The 16,865-nt window shown below is 65.5% G+C and carries 17 protein-coding genes; 8 read left to right on the top strand and 9 right to left on the bottom strand.

All coding sequences use genetic code 11. The features are described from left to right. The first annotated feature begins 8 nt into the window (after positions 1-8). Both CEY08_RS08650 and CEY08_RS08645 read left to right on the top strand, forming a co-directional pair. Positions 9-1,454: a M81 family metallopeptidase gene (locus CEY08_RS08650; RefSeq protein WP_076817326.1), complete on the top strand. Its 1,446-nt coding sequence runs from the start codon at positions 9-11 to the stop codon at positions 1,452-1,454. Between the two features lie 159 nt (positions 1,455-1,613). Continuing rightward, positions 1,614-1,895 carry a peptidylprolyl isomerase gene (locus CEY08_RS08645; RefSeq protein WP_006385706.1) on the top strand — a complete coding sequence of 94 codons (282 nt, stop codon included), beginning with the start codon at positions 1,614-1,616 and terminating at the stop codon, positions 1,893-1,895. A gap of 53 nt (positions 1,896-1,948) precedes the next feature. Here CEY08_RS08645 and CEY08_RS08640 read toward each other — a convergent pair whose 3' ends face one another. Continuing rightward, the gene (locus tag CEY08_RS08640; protein WP_063639420.1) at positions 1,949-2,854 is read right to left on the bottom strand and encodes a LysR family transcriptional regulator; all 906 of its coding nucleotides are present in this window, start codon (positions 2,852-2,854) and stop codon (positions 1,949-1,951) included. Positions 2,855-3,010: 156 nt separating this feature from the next. On the opposite strand from CEY08_RS08640, the gene CEY08_RS08635 reads away from it, so the two are divergent. Together CEY08_RS08635 and CEY08_RS08630 are read left to right on the top strand one after the other, a co-directional pair. Then, positions 3,011-3,985, top strand: a complete 975-nt coding sequence (locus CEY08_RS08635) for a Bug family tripartite tricarboxylate transporter substrate binding protein (protein WP_076817323.1) — start codon at positions 3,011-3,013, stop codon at positions 3,983-3,985. Between the two features lie 19 nt (positions 3,986-4,004). Beyond that, positions 4,005-5,216, top strand: coding sequence for an FAD-dependent monooxygenase (locus CEY08_RS08630; protein WP_076817321.1), 1,212 nt, complete (start codon positions 4,005-4,007; stop codon positions 5,214-5,216). Between the two features lie 89 nt (positions 5,217-5,305). Here CEY08_RS08630 and CEY08_RS08625 read toward each other — a convergent pair whose 3' ends face one another. The 4 genes from CEY08_RS08625 to CEY08_RS08610 all read right to left on the bottom strand — a co-directional run bounded on the left by CEY08_RS08625 (position 5,306) and on the right by CEY08_RS08610 (position 9,574). Continuing rightward, positions 5,306-6,046, bottom strand: coding sequence for an ATP-binding cassette domain-containing protein (locus CEY08_RS08625; protein WP_076817319.1), 741 nt, complete (start codon positions 6,044-6,046; stop codon positions 5,306-5,308). A gap of 12 nt (positions 6,047-6,058) precedes the next feature. Next, positions 6,059-7,021 carry a sugar ABC transporter substrate-binding protein gene (locus CEY08_RS08620; RefSeq protein ID WP_063639416.1) on the bottom strand — a complete coding sequence of 321 codons (963 nt, stop codon included), beginning with the start codon at positions 7,019-7,021 and terminating at the stop codon, positions 6,059-6,061. A gap of 19 nt (positions 7,022-7,040) precedes the next feature. After that, positions 7,041-7,982 carry an ABC transporter permease gene (locus CEY08_RS08615; protein WP_063639415.1) on the bottom strand — a complete coding sequence of 314 codons (942 nt, stop codon included), beginning with the start codon at positions 7,980-7,982 and terminating at the stop codon, positions 7,041-7,043. A gap of 83 nt (positions 7,983-8,065) precedes the next feature. Continuing rightward, positions 8,066-9,574 (bottom strand): xylulokinase, encoded by a 1,509-nt coding sequence (locus tag CEY08_RS08610; protein WP_076817317.1) that lies wholly within the window; start codon positions 9,572-9,574, stop codon positions 8,066-8,068. 339 nt (positions 9,575-9,913) lie between these two features. Here CEY08_RS08610 and kce point away from each other — a divergent pair, with 339 nt between their 5' ends. Genes kce through CEY08_RS08595 form a run of 3 tightly spaced genes read left to right on the top strand, consistent with a single transcriptional unit; the run spans position 9,914 to position 12,919 of the window. Next, complete coding sequence (kce, locus tag CEY08_RS08605) at positions 9,914-10,849, top strand: 3,5-dioxohexanoate:acetyl-CoA acetone transferase (protein WP_063961558.1); 936 nt, start codon at positions 9,914-9,916, stop codon at positions 10,847-10,849. Between the two features lie 29 nt (positions 10,850-10,878). Further along, complete coding sequence (locus CEY08_RS08600) at positions 10,879-12,078, top strand: ABC transporter substrate-binding protein (protein ID WP_042795405.1); 1,200 nt, start codon at positions 10,879-10,881, stop codon at positions 12,076-12,078. 22 nt (positions 12,079-12,100) lie between these two features. Next, positions 12,101-12,919 carry an SDR family oxidoreductase gene (locus CEY08_RS08595; protein WP_063639413.1) on the top strand — a complete coding sequence of 273 codons (819 nt, stop codon included), beginning with the start codon at positions 12,101-12,103 and terminating at the stop codon, positions 12,917-12,919. Between the two features lie 26 nt (positions 12,920-12,945). On the opposite strand, the gene CEY08_RS08590 is transcribed toward CEY08_RS08595, so the two are convergent. The 4 genes from CEY08_RS08590 to CEY08_RS08575 form a co-directional block, all read right to left on the bottom strand. Continuing rightward, positions 12,946-13,875: a LysR family transcriptional regulator gene (locus CEY08_RS08590; protein WP_076817315.1), complete on the bottom strand. Its 930-nt coding sequence runs from the start codon at positions 13,873-13,875 to the stop codon at positions 12,946-12,948. Between the two features lie 9 nt (positions 13,876-13,884). Beyond that, a complete protein-coding gene (locus CEY08_RS08585) occupies positions 13,885-15,408 on the bottom strand; it encodes a DUF1254 domain-containing protein (RefSeq protein WP_088607626.1) in 1,524 nt (507 codons plus the stop codon). A 203-nt stretch (positions 15,409-15,611) separates the two neighbouring features. Continuing rightward, the gene (locus tag CEY08_RS08580) at positions 15,612-16,160 is read right to left on the bottom strand and encodes an ureidoglycolate lyase (RefSeq protein ID WP_076817310.1); all 549 of its coding nucleotides are present in this window, start codon (positions 16,158-16,160) and stop codon (positions 15,612-15,614) included. 11 nt (positions 16,161-16,171) lie between these two features. Continuing rightward, the gene (locus tag CEY08_RS08575; protein WP_042795408.1) at positions 16,172-16,396 is read right to left on the bottom strand and encodes an Arm DNA-binding domain-containing protein; all 225 of its coding nucleotides are present in this window, start codon (positions 16,394-16,396) and stop codon (positions 16,172-16,174) included. An 83-nt stretch (positions 16,397-16,479) separates the two neighbouring features. Here CEY08_RS08575 and CEY08_RS08570 point away from each other — a divergent pair, with 83 nt between their 5' ends. Further along, positions 16,480-16,860, top strand: a complete 381-nt coding sequence (locus CEY08_RS08570; RefSeq protein WP_063639410.1) for a cupin domain-containing protein — start codon at positions 16,480-16,482, stop codon at positions 16,858-16,860. The last annotated feature ends 5 nt before the right edge of the window (positions 16,861-16,865 follow it).

The following is a 16,865-nucleotide window of genomic DNA, read 5'->3' as shown; positions in this document are numbered from 1 at the left end:
TTCGTACCATGCGTGTTTTCACCGGTTCGCTGTCCACGGAAACCAATACGTTCGCTCCGCTGCCCACCTCGCTGGATGACTTCGCGGACCGGGGCTACTACCCCGCCGGCACCCATCCTTCCGAGATGACGATCTTCAGCGGACCACTGTGGGCGGCGCGCCAGCGCGGCGCGCAGCATGGCTGGACCGTGATCGAAGGCCTGGCCGCCGGCGCCCAGCCCGGCGGCACCACCACCCGCCATGCCTACGAAACGCTGCGCGAAGAGCTGCTGCGCGACCTGCGCCTGGCCTTGCCCGTGGACATGGTGGTGCTGGGCCTGCATGGCGCCATGGTGGCCGACGGATACGAGGACTGCGAGGGCGACCTGTTGGCACGCGTGCGCGACATCGTCGGCCCCGGCGTCGTCGTCGGCGCAGAGCTGGACCCGCACTGCCACTTGTCGGAAGCCATGGTGGCCAACACGGATATTCTGGTCGCCTACAAGGAATACCCTCACACCGACATCCGCGAGCGCGCGCTGGAACTGGTGGACTTCTGCGCGGCAATCGTCCAGCGCCGCATCGCGCCGGTAGCGGCGGTGGTCGACTGCGAGATGGTCGTCACCATTCGCACCCCGCAAGAGCCCGCGCGCAGCTATATCGACCGCATCAGCGCGTTGGAAGGCCGGGACGGCATACTCTCCATTTCCGTGGTGCACAGTTTCGCCTGGGGCGATGTGCCGGACATGGGCACCAAACTGCTCGTGTATGCCGACGGCGACGCCCTGGCCGCCCAGCGGCTGGCGCGGCGCCTTGCCGACGAATTGATCGACATGCGCGCAGCCCTGACGCCTGATTACCCCAAGCCCGACGAAGCCATCGACCAGGCGCTGGCGCATGGCGCGACGCCCGTCGTCATCGCCGATGCTGCCGACAATCCGGGCGGAGGCGGCGCGGGCGACTCCACCTTTCTGCTGCGCCGCCTGCGCGAGCGTGGCGTGCGCAACGTGGCGATCGGCCCCATGTGGGACCCCATCGCCGTGCGCATCGCCTTCAGCGCCGGCGTAGGCGCGCGCCTGGCACTGCGCATCGGCGGAAAGATCAGCCCGATGTCTGGAGAACCGCTAGACCTGATGTGTACCGTCAAAGCGCTGGTTCCGGACATGGTCATGACGGGCCTGTCCGGCTCGCCGGCCGTGGTGGGAAATTCCGCGCTGGTGGAAGCCGACGGCATCGAGATCGTGCTGATCACGGTGCGAGCGCAAGCAATGGATACCGATGTTTTCACGCAGCTGGGCTGCCAGCTCGAGGAAAAAACCCTCATCGTGGTCAAGTCGGCGCAGCATTTCCAGGCGTCGTTCGCCAAGGTGGCGCGGCATGTGGTCTTTGCGGATGCGCCGGGGTCGGCGGCGCTGGATATCAAGGGGTTGCCGTATAAACACATAAACGGGCCGAAGTGGCCGATCAATATGTGACAGAATGCCCGGCGCACGAACGCCCGGGCGCTTGTATTGAAGGGATACACAACAGTCGTCAGCGGTTCACAATCTGCGAGTTACCCTAGCCACTCCAGCGCCCGTCCGCTGAATGCGTTACTCTCCCCCTCCCCAATTCAAGTCCGCAAGGAGCCCCAAATGGCACAAGCCTCCGCCCGCCACATCCTCGTCTCGACCGAAGCCAAGGCTAACGAACTGAAGACCGCCATCGAGAACGGCGCCGACTTCGCTCAGCTGGCCAAGGAAAACTCCAGCTGCCCGTCCTCGCGCGACGGCGGCAATCTGGGTACGTTTGGCCCGGGCCAGATGGTCAAGGAATTCGACACCGTGGTGTTCAGCGCCCCGGTCGGCGAGGTTCAGGGTCCGGTGAAGACGCAGTTCGGCTACCACCTGGTTGAAGTGACCAGCCGCAAGGACTAAGTCCGCCGCTGTATATCCGAAGGCCGCCGCCAGGAAACTGGCGGCGGCCTTTTTCATGACCCGTCGGCCTGCGCTGCGATCCGCAGGCTATCCACGAAGGCGGTAAGTCCGGCGCTGTCGCGGCGGCCGCTGCGGGTGACGATGGCATAGTCCAGGGCCACGCGGGGGGCCAGCGCCCTGAGGTGCACACGCCAGCGCGCTCCGGTCAGCGCCGCGAACGAGGGGACGACCGCCTGGCCCAGGCCGGCCTCGACCATGGCCAGTATGGTCTCCAGGTGGCTGTAGACGCGGCGGGGCGGGCTTGCCGCGCTGTCTGGCAGACGCGGGACGTGCCGGTCTATCAGTTGCTGGATAGGGTTGCTGGCCGGCAGAACGATAAGGCTGCCGGGATCCAGGCGCTGCCATGACAACGGAGCGCGACGGCTCTTGGCGGCATGTTCCGCCGATTGTGCCAACACGAGTTCGGCTGGGAACAAGCTGCGCCGGCGCAGGCCGGCGGCCTTCTGGAAGAAGGCGCCGAAGCCCGCGTCCAGCGAACCATCCTCCACGCCTTGCTGGATCAGGCTGCGGTCCATGTCCGCCACCTCGACACGCCAGTCCGGCTGCGCTACGGAGCATGCGCGCAATACTTGCGGCAGGATGCTGCTGGCGATGAGCGGCGTGACACCTACACGAAGCACGCGCGCCTGCGGCGTGCTGGCGGCGGCCAGTTGGCGCAGGGCGCCGCCCAATTCGTCGACCATGCGCTGGGCCACGGGCAGCAAGGTGCGGCCCGCTTCCGTCAGTAGCACGGCCCGGGTGCTGCGTTCGAACAGGCGGCTGCCGATGTTTTGCTCGAACTCCCGCACCATGGCGCTCAGCCCAGCCTGCGTCAGATGCAACTGGGCGGCGGCTTTGGTGAAGCTGGCGTGCTCGGCGACAGCGAGGAAGCCGCGCAATTGGCGTAGCGAACAGTTCATGCGTGACCTAGCAGAAAATTCATAACCAGTCTTTGTTAATGAACAAATTATCGTAGTTTTACTTGTTTATCCGTTTGCGTTGCAATTGCGGAATGCGCCGCCATCCAAGCGAAATGGCTCACAACAACAAGCGCACTTGCCCTACAGGAGACAAGCATGTTCCGTTATTCCCTGCGGTTTGCCGCCGCCTTCAGTCTTGCGTGCGCGGCGGTCGCTCCCGCCTTTGCAGCTCAGGCAGGCTTTCCCGACAAGCCCATCAAACTGGTGGTGCCATTTCCGCCTGGCGGCCCGACTGACACGAGCGCGCGCCTGTTCGGCAAGACGATGTCCGAGCAGTTGGGCCAACCCGTCATCGTGGAGAACCGGGCGGGCGCGGGCGGCTCTGTTGGCACCACGTCGGTGACACGCGAACAGCCCGATGGCTATACGCTGCTGTGGGGTGGCACCAGCAGCATGGTGGTTGCGCCGGCGCTGTACCCCAAGCTGGACTACGACCCCGTCAGCTCGTTCACGCCCATCGGCATGGCGGTACGCGGTCCGCTCATCCTGGTGAGCCGCCCCGCCCTGCCCAGCACCGATCTCAAGTCGCTGCTGGACCTGGCGCGGCGCCAATCGTTGACGGTGGCGTCCGCGGGCACCGGCTCGGTTGGTCATCTGACCGCCGAGCTGTTCGATCGCAGCGCTGGCGTGGAGATCCTGCACATTCCCTATCGCGGCGGCGCGCCGGCCCTGAGCGACGTGCTGGGCGGCCAGGTGGATCTGTTGTTCGACACGGTGACGCTGCTGTATCCGCAGATCACGGCGAACAAGCTGCGTGCCTATGCCGTCACCGGCGCGCAGCGCTACCCGCGACTTCCAGACGTGCCCACGGTGGCGGAAGTGCTGGGCAAGCCCTTCGAAGCGTATTCCTGGTTCGGCCTGATGGCCCCCGCACATACACCGCAGCCGGTTATCGAGCGCCTGACCAAGGCGCTGGCCGCGGCTGCGCGCGACCCCGAGGTCAAGCGCCAACTTGCAGATCTGGGCCTGGAACCCGTTGGCGACACCCCAGAGCAATTCGCACAATCCATCCGGACCGATCTGGCCAAATGGACCCAGGTCGTCAAACAAGCTGGCATCAAGCCGGACTAATTCTTCCCGACGCAGCACTATGTCCCATCACTCGACGTCCTCCTCTCTATACCTCATCGCGGGCGCCGGCCTGGGCGGGCTGACCGCCGCGCTGGCCTTGCAACGGCGCGGCCTGCGTGTACGCGTGCTGGAGCAGGCGCCGGAGCTGCGCGAAGTTGGCGCCGGCATCCAGCTCAGCGCCAACGCCAATCGCGTGCTCTTTCAGCTAGGCCTGGAAGAGGCGTTGATGGACGTGGCGCGTCCCACCGCCGGCAAGCGCATCCGGCTGTGGTCCAGCGGCAGGACCTGGCCGCTCTTCGACCTGGGCGCGGAGTCCGTAAGCCGTTACGGCTATCCCTACCTGACGATTTATCGCGCCGACCTGCACCAGATTTTGGCGCAGGCCGTGCAGGCCAATGATCCGGAAGCCATCGCGCTCGGTGCGAAAGTGACGCAGTTCACGCAGGATGACAAGGGCGTCGCCGCAGTTCTGGAATCCGGCGAGCGCATCGAGGGCACCGCGCTCATCGGCGCCGACGGCGTGCACTCACGCGTACGCGCCGCGTTGTTCGGCGCGGATGCGGCGGCGTTTTCAGGAACCGTCGCCTGGCGCGGCGTGATCCCGGCCGAAAAGCTGCCCGCGCACCTGCGCGAGCCCTACGCCTGCAACTGGGTGGGGCCCGGCGCGCACGTGATCCACTATCCCCTGCGGCGCGGGAAGCTCGTGAACTTCGTGGGCATTCTGGAACGCGACGACTGGCAGGTCGAGTCCTGGACCGAACGTGGCAGCGTGGAAGAATGCGCGCGGGATTTCGCAGGCTGGCACGAAGACGTACAGACGCTGATACATGCCCTGGACGAACCTTATAAATGGGCGCTGATGTTGCGCGAGCCGCTGCCGATCTGGTCGCAGGGCCGCGTGACACTGCTTGGCGACGCCTGCCACCCCACCCTGCCCATGCTGGCGTCGGGCGCGGCGATGGCGATCGAGGACGGCTACGTGCTGGCGCGTGCGCTGGCGGCGCATCCGGACGATATTCCACTGGCCTTCAAGCGCTACGAAGCCGCACGCGTGGAACGCGCTTCGCGCGTCGTGCGCGGATCGGCGGAAAACGCCAGGCGCTTCCACAATCCCGCGCTGGAACACGCGCAAGGCGCCGCTGACTACGTGGACCGCGAATGGAATGAAGCGCGCGTGCGTGAACGCTATGAATGGCTGTTCAGCTACAACGCGGACGAAGCGCCGGTCTGACACCCGCTGCCTCGTGCAAAAGGCCGCCGCCGGGACACCCCGGGCGACGGCCTTTTGCCTATTCCCGCGCGGCTCGGCGGGACACAGCGTTACGCCTTGCCCGTCATCACCATATGCGCCAGCGCGTCCGCGTCCAGTCCGGCCACGTCGCGCTCGATGACCTTGGCGCCGCTCTTCAGAATGGCCACCCGGTCCGCCAGCGCAACCACGTCCGCCATGTTGTGGCTGATGAGGATCACGGTGCGGCCCTCCTCCCGCAGCTTGCGCACCAGGTTCAACACCAGCGCGGTCTCCTTGACGCCCAACGCGGCGGTAGGCTCGTCCATGATGACCACGCGGGCATCCCAGCGCAGGGCACGGGCGATGGCGACGGCCTGGCGCTGGCCGCCGGACATGCGCTCCACGGGCCGGTCCATGTCCTCGATGGGCACGGACAGGCGCTGCAGGTAGCCGCGCGCGTCCTGGGTCATGCGGCGCTTGTCCAGGACGCTGAAAGGGCCCACGCGGCGCACCAGTTCCGCGCCCATGAAGATGTTTTCCCAGATGGATAGGCGCGGCGCCAGCGCCAGGTCCTGGTAAATGGTGGCGATGCCCTGCACCAGCGCGTCGTGGGGTGAACCGAACACCACCGGCTTGCCGTTCAGGCTCAGCGCCCCGGCGCTAGGCTCCTGAGCGCCGGAGATGATGCGGATGAGCGTGGACTTGCCCGCGCCGTTATCGCCGCAAATGGCCATGACCTTGCCCTGGGGCACATCCAGGTCCACGCCCTTCAGGGCTTCGACGGCGCCATAGGATTTCTTGATCTGGCGTAGCGACAACGCGGCGGTCATGGCTGCTGGCTCTTACTTGGCGGGTTGCAGGAATTTCTGGACGTTGCTGGCGTCGACCAGGACCGAGTCCATGAACAGGTAGGGACCGGCAACAACGGTTTCCTTGGGTTCTTTCTTGACGACGATACGGTCGATGGAATCGACAGCCTTGGCGCCCATCTGCTCGAAGGGAATCATCATCGTGGCGCTGACAAGGCTGTTGGGGTCGGCGATGCGGCGATAGGTTTCGGGGCTGCCGTCGACGGACACGAGCGTGACGTCGCCCTTTTTCATGCCCTGCGCCTGCAGCAGGTCGTCGATGACGTAGGCCTGGCCATCGAACGAGGCCCAGATGCCCTTGAACTGGCCCTGGTGGCGCAGCAACAGGGCCTGCATGCCGTTGCGCACGTCGTCGCGCCAGCTTTGGGTACGGGCCATGCTGAACTTGGCCAGGTCTTTGACCGCGGTGTTCTCGGTCAAGACGGCATCCAGCATCTTGCCGCGGATGCGGGTGCCGGAGTTGCCATCGAAGCGGGCGGACAGGATGTTGCCCTGATAGCCCATCTTGCCCAGCAGGTAGAGCACGGACTGGGCGCCCGTGGCGTATTCGTTGACCTCGACGTCGAAGAGCATATGGGGGCTGGCGCCGGACATCACGCCCACGACAGCAATGCCTTTCTCCTTGGCGGCCTGCAACTGCGCGTCGGTTTCGACGGGCTTGCCCATGGCGATGACGATGGCGTCAACCTTCTTGTTGACCAGGGTGTCGAGCTGTTCGGCCAGCTTGGGCAAGGACCCTTCCGCGTTCAACTGGGTGACCGTCCAGCCCTTGGCGCGGGCGGCTTCGGCAGCGGCGTTGGCGACCCGGGCATGGGTTTCCGAAGACATCTGGAACGCGACAACGCCCACGTCGAAAGCGTGCGCGGCCGCGCCCATGGCCAGGGCCTGGACGGAAAACGCGGCCAACAGCAAATTGCGCATCAAGGATTTACGCATGGTTCTCTTCCCCTTCCGATCAGAATTTGAAGGCCGCTTTCTTCAGCACGGCCGATGACACCGCGACGGATGCGATGATGATGAAGCCCAGGACGATGTCCTGCACGTAATAAGGCGCGCCCATGAGGACCAGGCCGTTGCCCAGCACCTTGAGGATCAGCGCGGCCACCAGCGTGCCCGGAATATTGGCGTGGCCGGGGTTGAACATGGTCATGCCCAGCAGAACCGCCGCGATCGCGTACAGGAAGTAGTCGCCGGCCATGTTGGGCGCGGCGGAAGACAGGCTGGAGGTCAGCAGCACGGCCGCCAGGCCCGCGCACAGGCCGGAAAGGGCCAGCCCTATGCTTTTCATGGCGCGGATGTTGATGCCGGCCAGCCGGGCGGACTCTCCGGCCTCGCCGGTGGCCGTCATGCGGGCGCCGGTTCGGGTCCACTTCACCAGGAAGAACGCCAGCAGCACCGTGCCCAGCATCCACAGCACCAGGGCCGGAATGCCAAAGGGCTTGCCGCGCGCAAGGTCCGTGAACACGGTGGGCCAGCGGCCCACATACGACACGCCATCGGTCAGCATGAAGGCGAAGCCGCGCGCCATGGCGGCCATGCCCAACGTCGCAATCAATGAAGGCACGCGCAGCCGCGTCACGGCAATGCCGTTCACCAGACCGCAGACCAGCCCGACCCCCAGGCCCGCGCCAATGGCCAGCAACACCGGCTGTCCGGTATGCACCAGGGCGCCGGTGACGACTGCCGCCAAGCTGGCGACGTCGGCGACGGACAGGTCCAGTTCGGCCGTGACCAGCGCCAGCGTGAAACCGATGGCAATGATGGCCAGGAAACTGGTTTCCTTGGCGATATTCAGAAGATTGTTGGGTGCCGCGAAATTCGGAGCGGCCAATGCGAAGAAGCCCACCAGGACCAATCCCGCGATTGCCGTGCCGTACTTTTCCAGGATGCCGCGCATCGACTCAACCCTTGCTGCGTTTTGTTTGTTATGTGGGCGCGTCGCTGCGCCCTGCTGATGGCGTCGTAGTTTATACCCGGGCATCAACCCATATCGATACCGGCGAGCGCGCGCGAGACGGGCGCCAGCGCCGCTTCCGCGGCCCGGAACTGGCTGTACATGCGGCGATAGGCGTGGGCGCGCTCGGCTTGCGGCTCGTAGCGTTGCGCCACGCGCACCAGGGCGCCCTGGGCGGCGGCGAAGCTGCTGTAACGCCCCAGGCCGGTCCACGCCGCCACCGCCGCGCCCAGCACGCCCGGCTGCTCGGCCTGGCCGACCACCACCGGTCGTTCGCAGATGTCCGCCTTGACCTGGCACCATTGGGCGTTGGATGCGGCGCCGCCGCCGAAGCGGATTTCTCCCACGGGGTTGCCCAGGGCGCTTTCCGCGCGTTCCAGCACGATCCGGTTCAGGAACGCCACGCCTTCCAGCACGGCCCAGGCCAGATCGCCCGGGCCATGGCGACGGTTCAGGCCCAGGAAGGCGCCGCGCAGATGCGGGTCCCAGTACGGCACTCTTTCACCCTGCAGATAGGGCAGGAACAGCGCCGGCTGCGGATCCCGGGGCGCATCCAGCAAAGCGTCCATCGCTTCGCCCACGCCGGCCATGCCTTCGTCGCCCAGGCGACCCAGCAGGGGCAGGAGCCACGCCACCGTGTCCGCCCCGTTCTGGCCCGGTCCGCCGATCTGATGATGGCCGCCGCCCCAGTCCACGGTCATCAGGCCTTGGGCCTGCACCGGCTCGGCGCCGACGGCGCCGAAGACCTCGGTGGTGCCGGAGATGTTGTAGGCATAGCCCGGCCGCAGGGCTCCCAGGCCGGCCACGGCCGCCCAGGTGTCATTGGCGCAGGCCACTACCGGGCGTCCCGCCAGGCGCGCCAGCGCGCCCGGTAAGCCCGTTTGCACGGATCCGGCCACATCCAGAGGGTCGAGCGTCGGCGGCACCCAGGCGGGATCGGCGCCCACCGCCGTCAGCAGGTCGCCCCCCTGCGGGGCTGGCGCCGCTGCCGCAGCCAGGCGCGCCATGGATACCGTGTCGCTGACGGCGCGTCCGGTGAGGAGAAAATTCAGGTAATCCTTGGGTTCCAGTACCAGATGCACCCGGGCAGCGTGCTGCGGCTCGGCGCGTAACAGCCACGCGACGCGCGCCCAGGGATGAAAGGCGTTGACCTGGGCGGCCTCGGAATGGGACGCCGGCATGGCGCCGAGCCATGCCCCGACATCAGCCGCCGCGCGCGTATCCCGCCACGTGATCGCCGGCCGGATGGCGGCGCCCTGCGCGTCGATAAATACCTGCGTGCGAGTGACTCCGCAGATGGCAATGGCCTGCACGGCGTCGAAACCGGCGCCAGCCTGCATGGCCAGGCGATCGGCCAGGGTCTGCAGGCCGCGCCACCAGGCATCGGCGTCAATTTCATCCCAACCCGGCCGGTCCGCCGGACGAGCGCCCGCCGGGCTATCGATGAAACACGCATGCGCAATGGCCCCACGCGCATCCACCAAGGCTGCGCGAAAGCGCGTGCCGCCCAGATCCACCGCCAGCACGTAACTCATGCCATCACCTGCATGAGGCGGATCTGGCCGCGCCCGGGCTGCATGGCCCGCAGCGGGCGGAAGGTTGGAATATCAGGCATGGGAGGGGGCTTCTGCGTGATCGGACGGCCACCGGAACGGGCGTTCCGGCATGAAGAAATTGTAGTCCAGCCAAGGTTCCCCCGCAGCGGCGGGGGCCGTTCCTCGCTGCACCGCAGCACCGGAAATCCTATCAATTGATTATTTCTGTTCAGGTGACACGGGCCGCGGGCGTGGGACAGAATGGCCCACACCCGGAGGAGACAGCCGGGGCCATGAAAACCATCAAAACCGCATGCGCAAACACGCAGCCCGAGGCCCATGAAAAAGTCCAGGAACAAGGTCATCATCACCTGCGCGATCACCGGATCGGTCCATACGCCATCGATGTCGCCCCATCTTCCCGTCACCCCCGACGAGATCGCGCAATCCGCGCTGGATGCCGCCCAGGCGGGCGCGGCCATCGTGCACCTGCATGCGCGCAAACCCGATACCGGGCAGCCCACCCAGGATCCCGCGTTGTATGCGCAGTTTCTGCCGCGCATCAAGCATGCGTCGGACGTGGTGATCAACATCACTACGGGCGGTTCGCCTGTGCTGCCCCTGGCCGATCGCATGGCGCCTGCGCTGCAGTTCAAGCCCGAGGTCGCATCGCTGAACATGGGTTCGATGAACTTCGGCATGTATGAGCTGCTGGAGCGCTTCAAGGAATTCAAGCATGCCTGGGAACAACCCTACCTCGAAGGCAGCAACGACCTGATCTTCAAGAATACCTTCAAGGACATCGAGCGCATCCTGACCTCGTGTGGCGACAACGGCACGCGCTTCGAGATCGAGTGCTACGACATCGGGCACCTGTATACCGCAGCGCACTTCGTCGACCGCAAGCTGCTCAAGCCGCCATTCCTGATCCAGTCCGTGTTCGGCATCCGCGGCGGCATCGGCACGCATCCCGAAGATGTGATGATGATGAAGCGGACTGCAGACCGCCTGTTCGGCGAAGACTACATCTGGTCCGTGCTGGCCGCCGGACGCAAGCAGACGCCGCTGGCGACGATGGCGGCCACCATGGGCGGCAACGTGCGCGTGGGGCTGGAGGATTCGCTGTGGGACGGGCCGGGGGAACTGGCACGCTCGAACGCGGACCAGGTGCGTCGGATTCGCCGCATCCTGGAAGATCTGTCGCTATCCATCGCCACGCCGGCCGAGGCGCGTGAAACGCTGCAACTGAAAGGCCGCGACAACGTCGCGTTCTGAACCTGATCCTATAAGTGGGGAGACCAGATATGAAAAAGACACTGTGCGCAACGGCGGCAGCCGCGTTGTTGGGGATGACGGGCGCGGCCGCGGCCGACGACGGCGTGATCCGCATTGGTTTCATAACCGACATGTCCGGCCTGTCGGCGGACGCCGACGGCCCGGGCGGCGCCGAGGCAATCAAGATGGCAGTGGCGGACCTGGGCGGCGTGGTGGCCGGCAAGAAGGTTGAGGTGCTGGTGGCGGATCACCAGAACCGTGCCGACATCGCATCGTCCCGGGCCCGCGAATGGCTGGACCAGAAGGGCGTCAATATGCTGATCGCAGGGGCGAATTCCGCGGCGGCGCTGGCGATGGCGAAAGTAGCCGAGGAAAAGAAGACGCCGTTCTTCGTGGTGAGCGCGGGTGCTTCCGAGCTGACGAATTCCCAGTGCACGCCCTACACCGTGCACTACGTCTATGACACGGTTTCGCTGGCGCGCGGCACGGCGCGCGCAATGATGAAAGAGGGCAACAAGGATTGGTATTTCCTGACCGTGGACCATGCCTTCGGGCACGCTCTCGAACGCGATGCGGCGGCGGTGGTGCAGGCCGATGGCGGCACCACAAAGGGACGTGTCAGGCATCCGCTGAACGCGGCCGACTTCTCGTCCTTCATCCTGCAGGCGCAAGCCTCGGGCGCCTCGGTGCTGGGACTGGCAAATTCGGCCAGCGACACCAGCAACGCCGTCAAGGCCGCCAATGAATTCGGCCTTACGCCGAAGATGAAAATCGCCGGCCTGCTGGTGCTGATCACGGACGTGCATGCGCTGGGCCTGCAGGCTGCGCAGAATATGTACCTGACCACGGCCTGGTACTGGGACCAGGACGACGCCTCGCGCAAGTGGGCATCGCGGTTCGAGTCCACCATGAAGAAAAAGCCGTCGATGCTGCAGGCCGGCGACTATTCCGCCGCCACGACCTACCTGAAGGCCGTGGAAGCCACCAAGAGCACCGACGGCGACACCATCATGAAATGGCTGAAGGCGAACCCGGTGAATGACTTCTTCGTCAAGGACGGCAAGATCCGCGCCGACGGCCTGATGGTGCACGACATGTTCCTGATGCAGGTGAAAACACCGGCGGAGTCGAAAGCGCCGTGGGACTATTACAAGCTGGTGGCCCGGGTGCCGGGAGACCAGGTCTATACCTCGCCGGCGGAATCGACCTGCCGTTTGATGAAACCCTGAGCGACGACAACAAGGATCTGGCATGACTATGAAGAACGCGGTCCCGGCGGACATTTCCGCATTGCCCGTGGACCTGTCGGGCAAGCGCGTCATCGTGACCGCAGGCGCAGCCGGCATCGGCGCGGCGATTGCCGCCGCATTTGCCGATCGCGGCGCCCGCGTGCACGTCTGCGACGTGGACGAACAAGCCCTGGCATCCTGCCCCCACCCCTGGTCGCGCGCCGACGTCAGCCGGCGCGACGAGATCGACCGCTACATGCAGGAAGCGCTGGCGCAGCTGGGCGGCCTGGACGTACTGGTCAACAACGCGGGCATCGCCGGCCCGACCGCGGGCATAGCGGACATCAAGCCGCAAGAACTGGATGCAACGCTGGACATCAACCTGGCGTCGCAATTCCACACGGTGCGGCATGCGCTGCCTGCGCTGCGCGCCTCCGGCGGCGGCAGCATCCTCAATATCAGCTCCGTGGCAGGCCGCATGGGCGTGCCGATGCGCACGCCCTACGCCGCCACCAAGTGGGGCGTGGTAGGCCTGACCCGGTCGCTTGCGGTCGAGCTGGGCGGCTATGGCATCCGCGTCAATGCACTGTTGCCCGGCTTGGTGGCGGGCCCACGGATCGACCGTGTGATCGAGGCGCGCGCCAAGAACATGGGACTGACGGTGGAGGAAGAAACCCGGCTGGAACTGTCCGGGGTCAGCCTGCGGCAATTCGTTCGGGCGGCGGACATCGCCAATATGGCGCTGTTCCTGGCCAGTCCGTTTGGCGCAATGATCAGCGGGCAAGCGATCAGCATAGACGGCGACCTGCAATCGCTGCCCTGGCAACCGCCCGCGGACTGACGCCCTGGGGCTTTTCCCATGAAAAGCTAGCCCAGCAACTGGATCGTGTCCGCATAGACGCCGTGGCGGCGATCCTGCGTCGTGGCGCGCAGGGCGTCGAGCAGCCGCTCGGCCAGGTCCTGGTTGCGGGCTTCCTTACGGGTGATCAGGAAGAAATCAAACCACTGCCGCGATGCCAGCGGCCGGGCGAGCAAGTCGGGATAGGCCGCCACGATGTCCCATGCCGACAGGGCATTGACCAGGCTGATGCCCCGTACCGCCCGGACCGTGCCGGGCAAGAGCGACATATGCGCCCGCATGCCCGAACTGAGCAGCAGGGAGTCCGCGATATCTCCTTGGGCGACCACATAGTCCGACCATAGCGGCTTGACGTAGGTCTCGGCGGGAATCTCGCCCACTGCGATGATTTCGCGTTCGGCAAGAGGATGCTCGCGATGCACGATGGCCATGACGTCGGCCCGCAAGAATGGCGTGAAGGCCAATCGGGCACTATCGCGTTCGACCGCGCCCAGGCCGAAATCGGCGCGCATGGTCTCTACCGCGCTGATGGCCTGCACGGACGATTCGATGTCGATGGAAAACGGCCGGGTGCCGTTGGCATCCAGATAGCGCCGCACGGCGTCCGGCGCGTAACCCAGCGCCAGGGCTGGCGACGAGGCGATCCGCAGGCCGCGTCCGCCAAATTGTTCGATGCTGTGCAGGGCCTCGTCGATGCGCACCAGCTCGTCCAGCACGAACTTGGCCTCGCTGTAGAGATACTCCCCCACCTCGGTGGGACGCAGGGTTTTGTGGGACCGGTCAAACAGCTGTACGCCGGTGGCGCTTTCCAGGCGGGAAATCGCGTGGCTGACCGCCGGCTGTGTCAGATGCATGGACTGCGCGGCCTGCCGGGTCGATCCGGTCATGACCACCGCGTAGAAAATGCGCAGGTCGTGAATGTTGAAATTGCGCTTCATGCGTGAGTGTCAACCCGGGGCCGGAAAAGGTGCAGGCCGTGCCGGCGGCGCCTGCCTGACCCGCTCGATCTGCGGAGACACCCATTTGCCGTCCAGCAACGCCGGCTTGGGCCAGTAGTACCGCAGCGTAACCATGAACGGCCCGGCCGGCGCGGGCAACCAGTTGGACTCCTTGCCCTTGCCCGGCGACTCCGACTGGATGTAGAGGGTGATACCCCCGTCGCGGTCACGCTTCAAGGACGGCAGCATGGACGAGTTGATCAGGTAGCGCTTCAGGGGGTTGGAGACAAGTAGCTGCTCAGGCAGCCGATACATGGTCATGGACCAGAACGCATGGACGGGCGGCAGGCTGCGCGGCGCAAAGCGCAGCGTGTATTTGTTGCGGCCGTCCAGCGGCTGGCCCGTGCTGTCGTTTTCCAGCACGGGATAGAGCGCTTCCTCGCGGCTGTTGCCGCCGATGCCGACCTGGGTTCCCGTGGCGCGCGCGAGGATGTTGTTCTTGAGGGTGGCGCGGTCGCCGAACAGCCCGTCGGTCTTGCCGTTGAGCGCCTCGCGATTTTTGTCGATGTCGTTCTGGCCGTCGTGCATGCCTTCCTGCAAGGCCCGGCGCAGTGCAGGATTCATGTTGCCGAAGTCGTACTGCCGGCCCGGTTCGAGGCCGATGCTGGCAAAACGTTCGCGCAGCGACTGTTCCGAGGGATGGGCAGGCGCGAACTGCAGCAGGAAAGCCAGCTGGTTGTAGAACTCGAGAGAGCTGCGCATCTGCGCGGGCGGTTCGGGCTCGATCCAGTCCACGGCAGGCGCCGGCTGGGGCGCGCGCTGTTTGCGGAAGGCAGACAAGGTCTGGATCTTGTAGCGCGACTGGATGCGCTTGACGTTGGGCAGATCGGCGGCGTTAAAGAGCTGAGTGCGTCCGACCAGATTGACCAGGTCGGTTTCCGACCTGATCACTTTGGTGATGCCGGCCGGCGTCTTGCCCTTCCAGCGCGGGCCGGCAACCAGGAACCTGCCGCCGCCGTTGCCTGTGCTTCGGCTGCCGATGTAGGCAAAGTTGTAGGTGTACAGGTCCATCAGCTGCAGCACGAAATAGCGGCGCGGTTCCATGGCGGGCACGGTAATGACCACGGGTTCGGCGCGCAGGTCCAGGACAGCGAACGAGTAAGGCGTGTCGGCGTTGGGAGTGACGAAAGCGGTGTCTTTGGGCGTGAATACGCGCGCGACGTTGTTGACCGTATTGAACGGGCCCTTGTACTGGGGGTTGTTCTTGTCGATGCTGAAGGCATGCATGGTCTGGTAGCTTGCGACCATGGGGGTGCCGTAAAGATATGCTTCGCGGGCGATGCCACGCGCCTGCTGTGCCGTGACGCCATCGATGCCGACCGATTGCGAGCCGCTCGCGTCTTGGGAGTTGAGAGCGCATCCTGCCAATCCGCCCGCCAGCGCGGCCGCGATGGCCAGACGCGCCACCATCATCGTGGGGCCGCCGACGCGGGAGTTGGAAGAAAATCCAGTGCTACTTTGGCAATCGCGCATCCGGTGCTCCAACACAACACGACGTGAGTTTGGCGACGCCCGTGCCGCGGCGCCGCGTTCAAAGCGTAAATTCCGGGGAATTCTGGCATATTTCCCGGCGATGTAGAAGAAATGGCGAGCCAGCGCAGAAGCCGCGCCAGCCCATGCCTGCGCAAGGCCGCGGCCGCATGCATGCGGCCATTGCGGTGGGCGGCGCCCCGGGTTCAGACGGCCTCTACCTGGCCTTCGAGGCGCTGGACGGGAATGGCAGCAATGGCGCTTTCGCTGGCGTTGGCGTCCGTGGTCAGGTGCTGGATCAGGTCCACGGTCGTGGACCGGCGGGTCAGCATCAGGCAGGTGACTTCATCGTCCGTGACGCGCGTGGCGTGCCAGCAGCCCGGACGCATGCAGACACCCTGCCCCTGGGGCACGCGAAATGCCGCCAGCGTCGCCAGGTCGGGGGTGCCGTCGGCGGCGCTACGCGCCACGATCTGGATGATCTCGCCCGTCAATGGCACGATGGCTTGCTGCGTCAGCAAGTGCTTTTCCAGGCTGGAGATCTCGAAGGACTGGCTGCGGTAGTTGACCCACAGCAACTCGGCATCGCCGCCGGCGCCGGTGTTGAACAGGTGTTCCTGCCAGAAGTCGGTGTCCTGGTTGGAGAACAGCGGCACGCCGTTGCCGTCCGGCATGGGCTTGCCCAGCATCCAGCCGTAGGGCCTAAAGGCGTCCGGGGTCAGATCGTTGATGTCCAGTTGCTTGTCGCTCGTCATGCGGAACCCTGTTATGGCTTGGTCGCGCCGCCGCGCTTGGGAAACTCGGCGCCGTAGTCGAACTCACCGCGCGCAATGGCCTCGAGTATGGCGGCGCGCCTGTCGGCGGCGCGCTTGAGGTTGGCGGCGGTAGGCTTGGCCCGGATGCGTTCGACGCAATGCCGGCCTTCATAGAAGAAGCCGATCTCGATGGAAGACTCGGACGCGGGCCTGACCCCATCGAATCCCTGGCGCATCGCCTTCTCCTGTTATAGCCGATGAAGATGCACATGATATCGCTTTACACTGACCTGATCCCCCTCACTCCAGGAAGCGCAACATGACTACCAATCTGTCGTCGCACTATCTCCTGCTGGACGCCTCCGGCGCCTGTACCGCCGTCGAAGGCGGCAACGCCTTCTGGTCGCAACCTGAAGAGGAACTGGAGAGATTCGGCCGCGGCTGGCTGGTGTCCGAATACGCCTTCGAGACGGACTGGCCCCAATGGGAAATGCATCCGCAGGCCGACGAGATCGTGCGTCTGATCGCAGGCACGGCGGAACTGCGGCTGGAATGGCCGACGGGCGAGCAGGCCGTACCGATGCAGGCAGGCGACGCCTACGTGATCCCTAAGGGCATCTGGCATACGCTCAAGGTGGCCGGCCCCTGCCGCATGCTGCACATCACCATGGGCGCAGGCACGCAGCACCGGCCGCTTTGATTCAA

Origin of the sequence: Achromobacter insolitus, from assembly GCF_002209555.1 — a bacterium.
In the GTDB taxonomy this organism is placed as follows: domain Bacteria; phylum Pseudomonadota; class Gammaproteobacteria; order Burkholderiales; family Burkholderiaceae_B; genus Achromobacter; species Achromobacter insolitus.
This window is presented reverse-complemented; position numbering and strand designations above follow the sequence as displayed.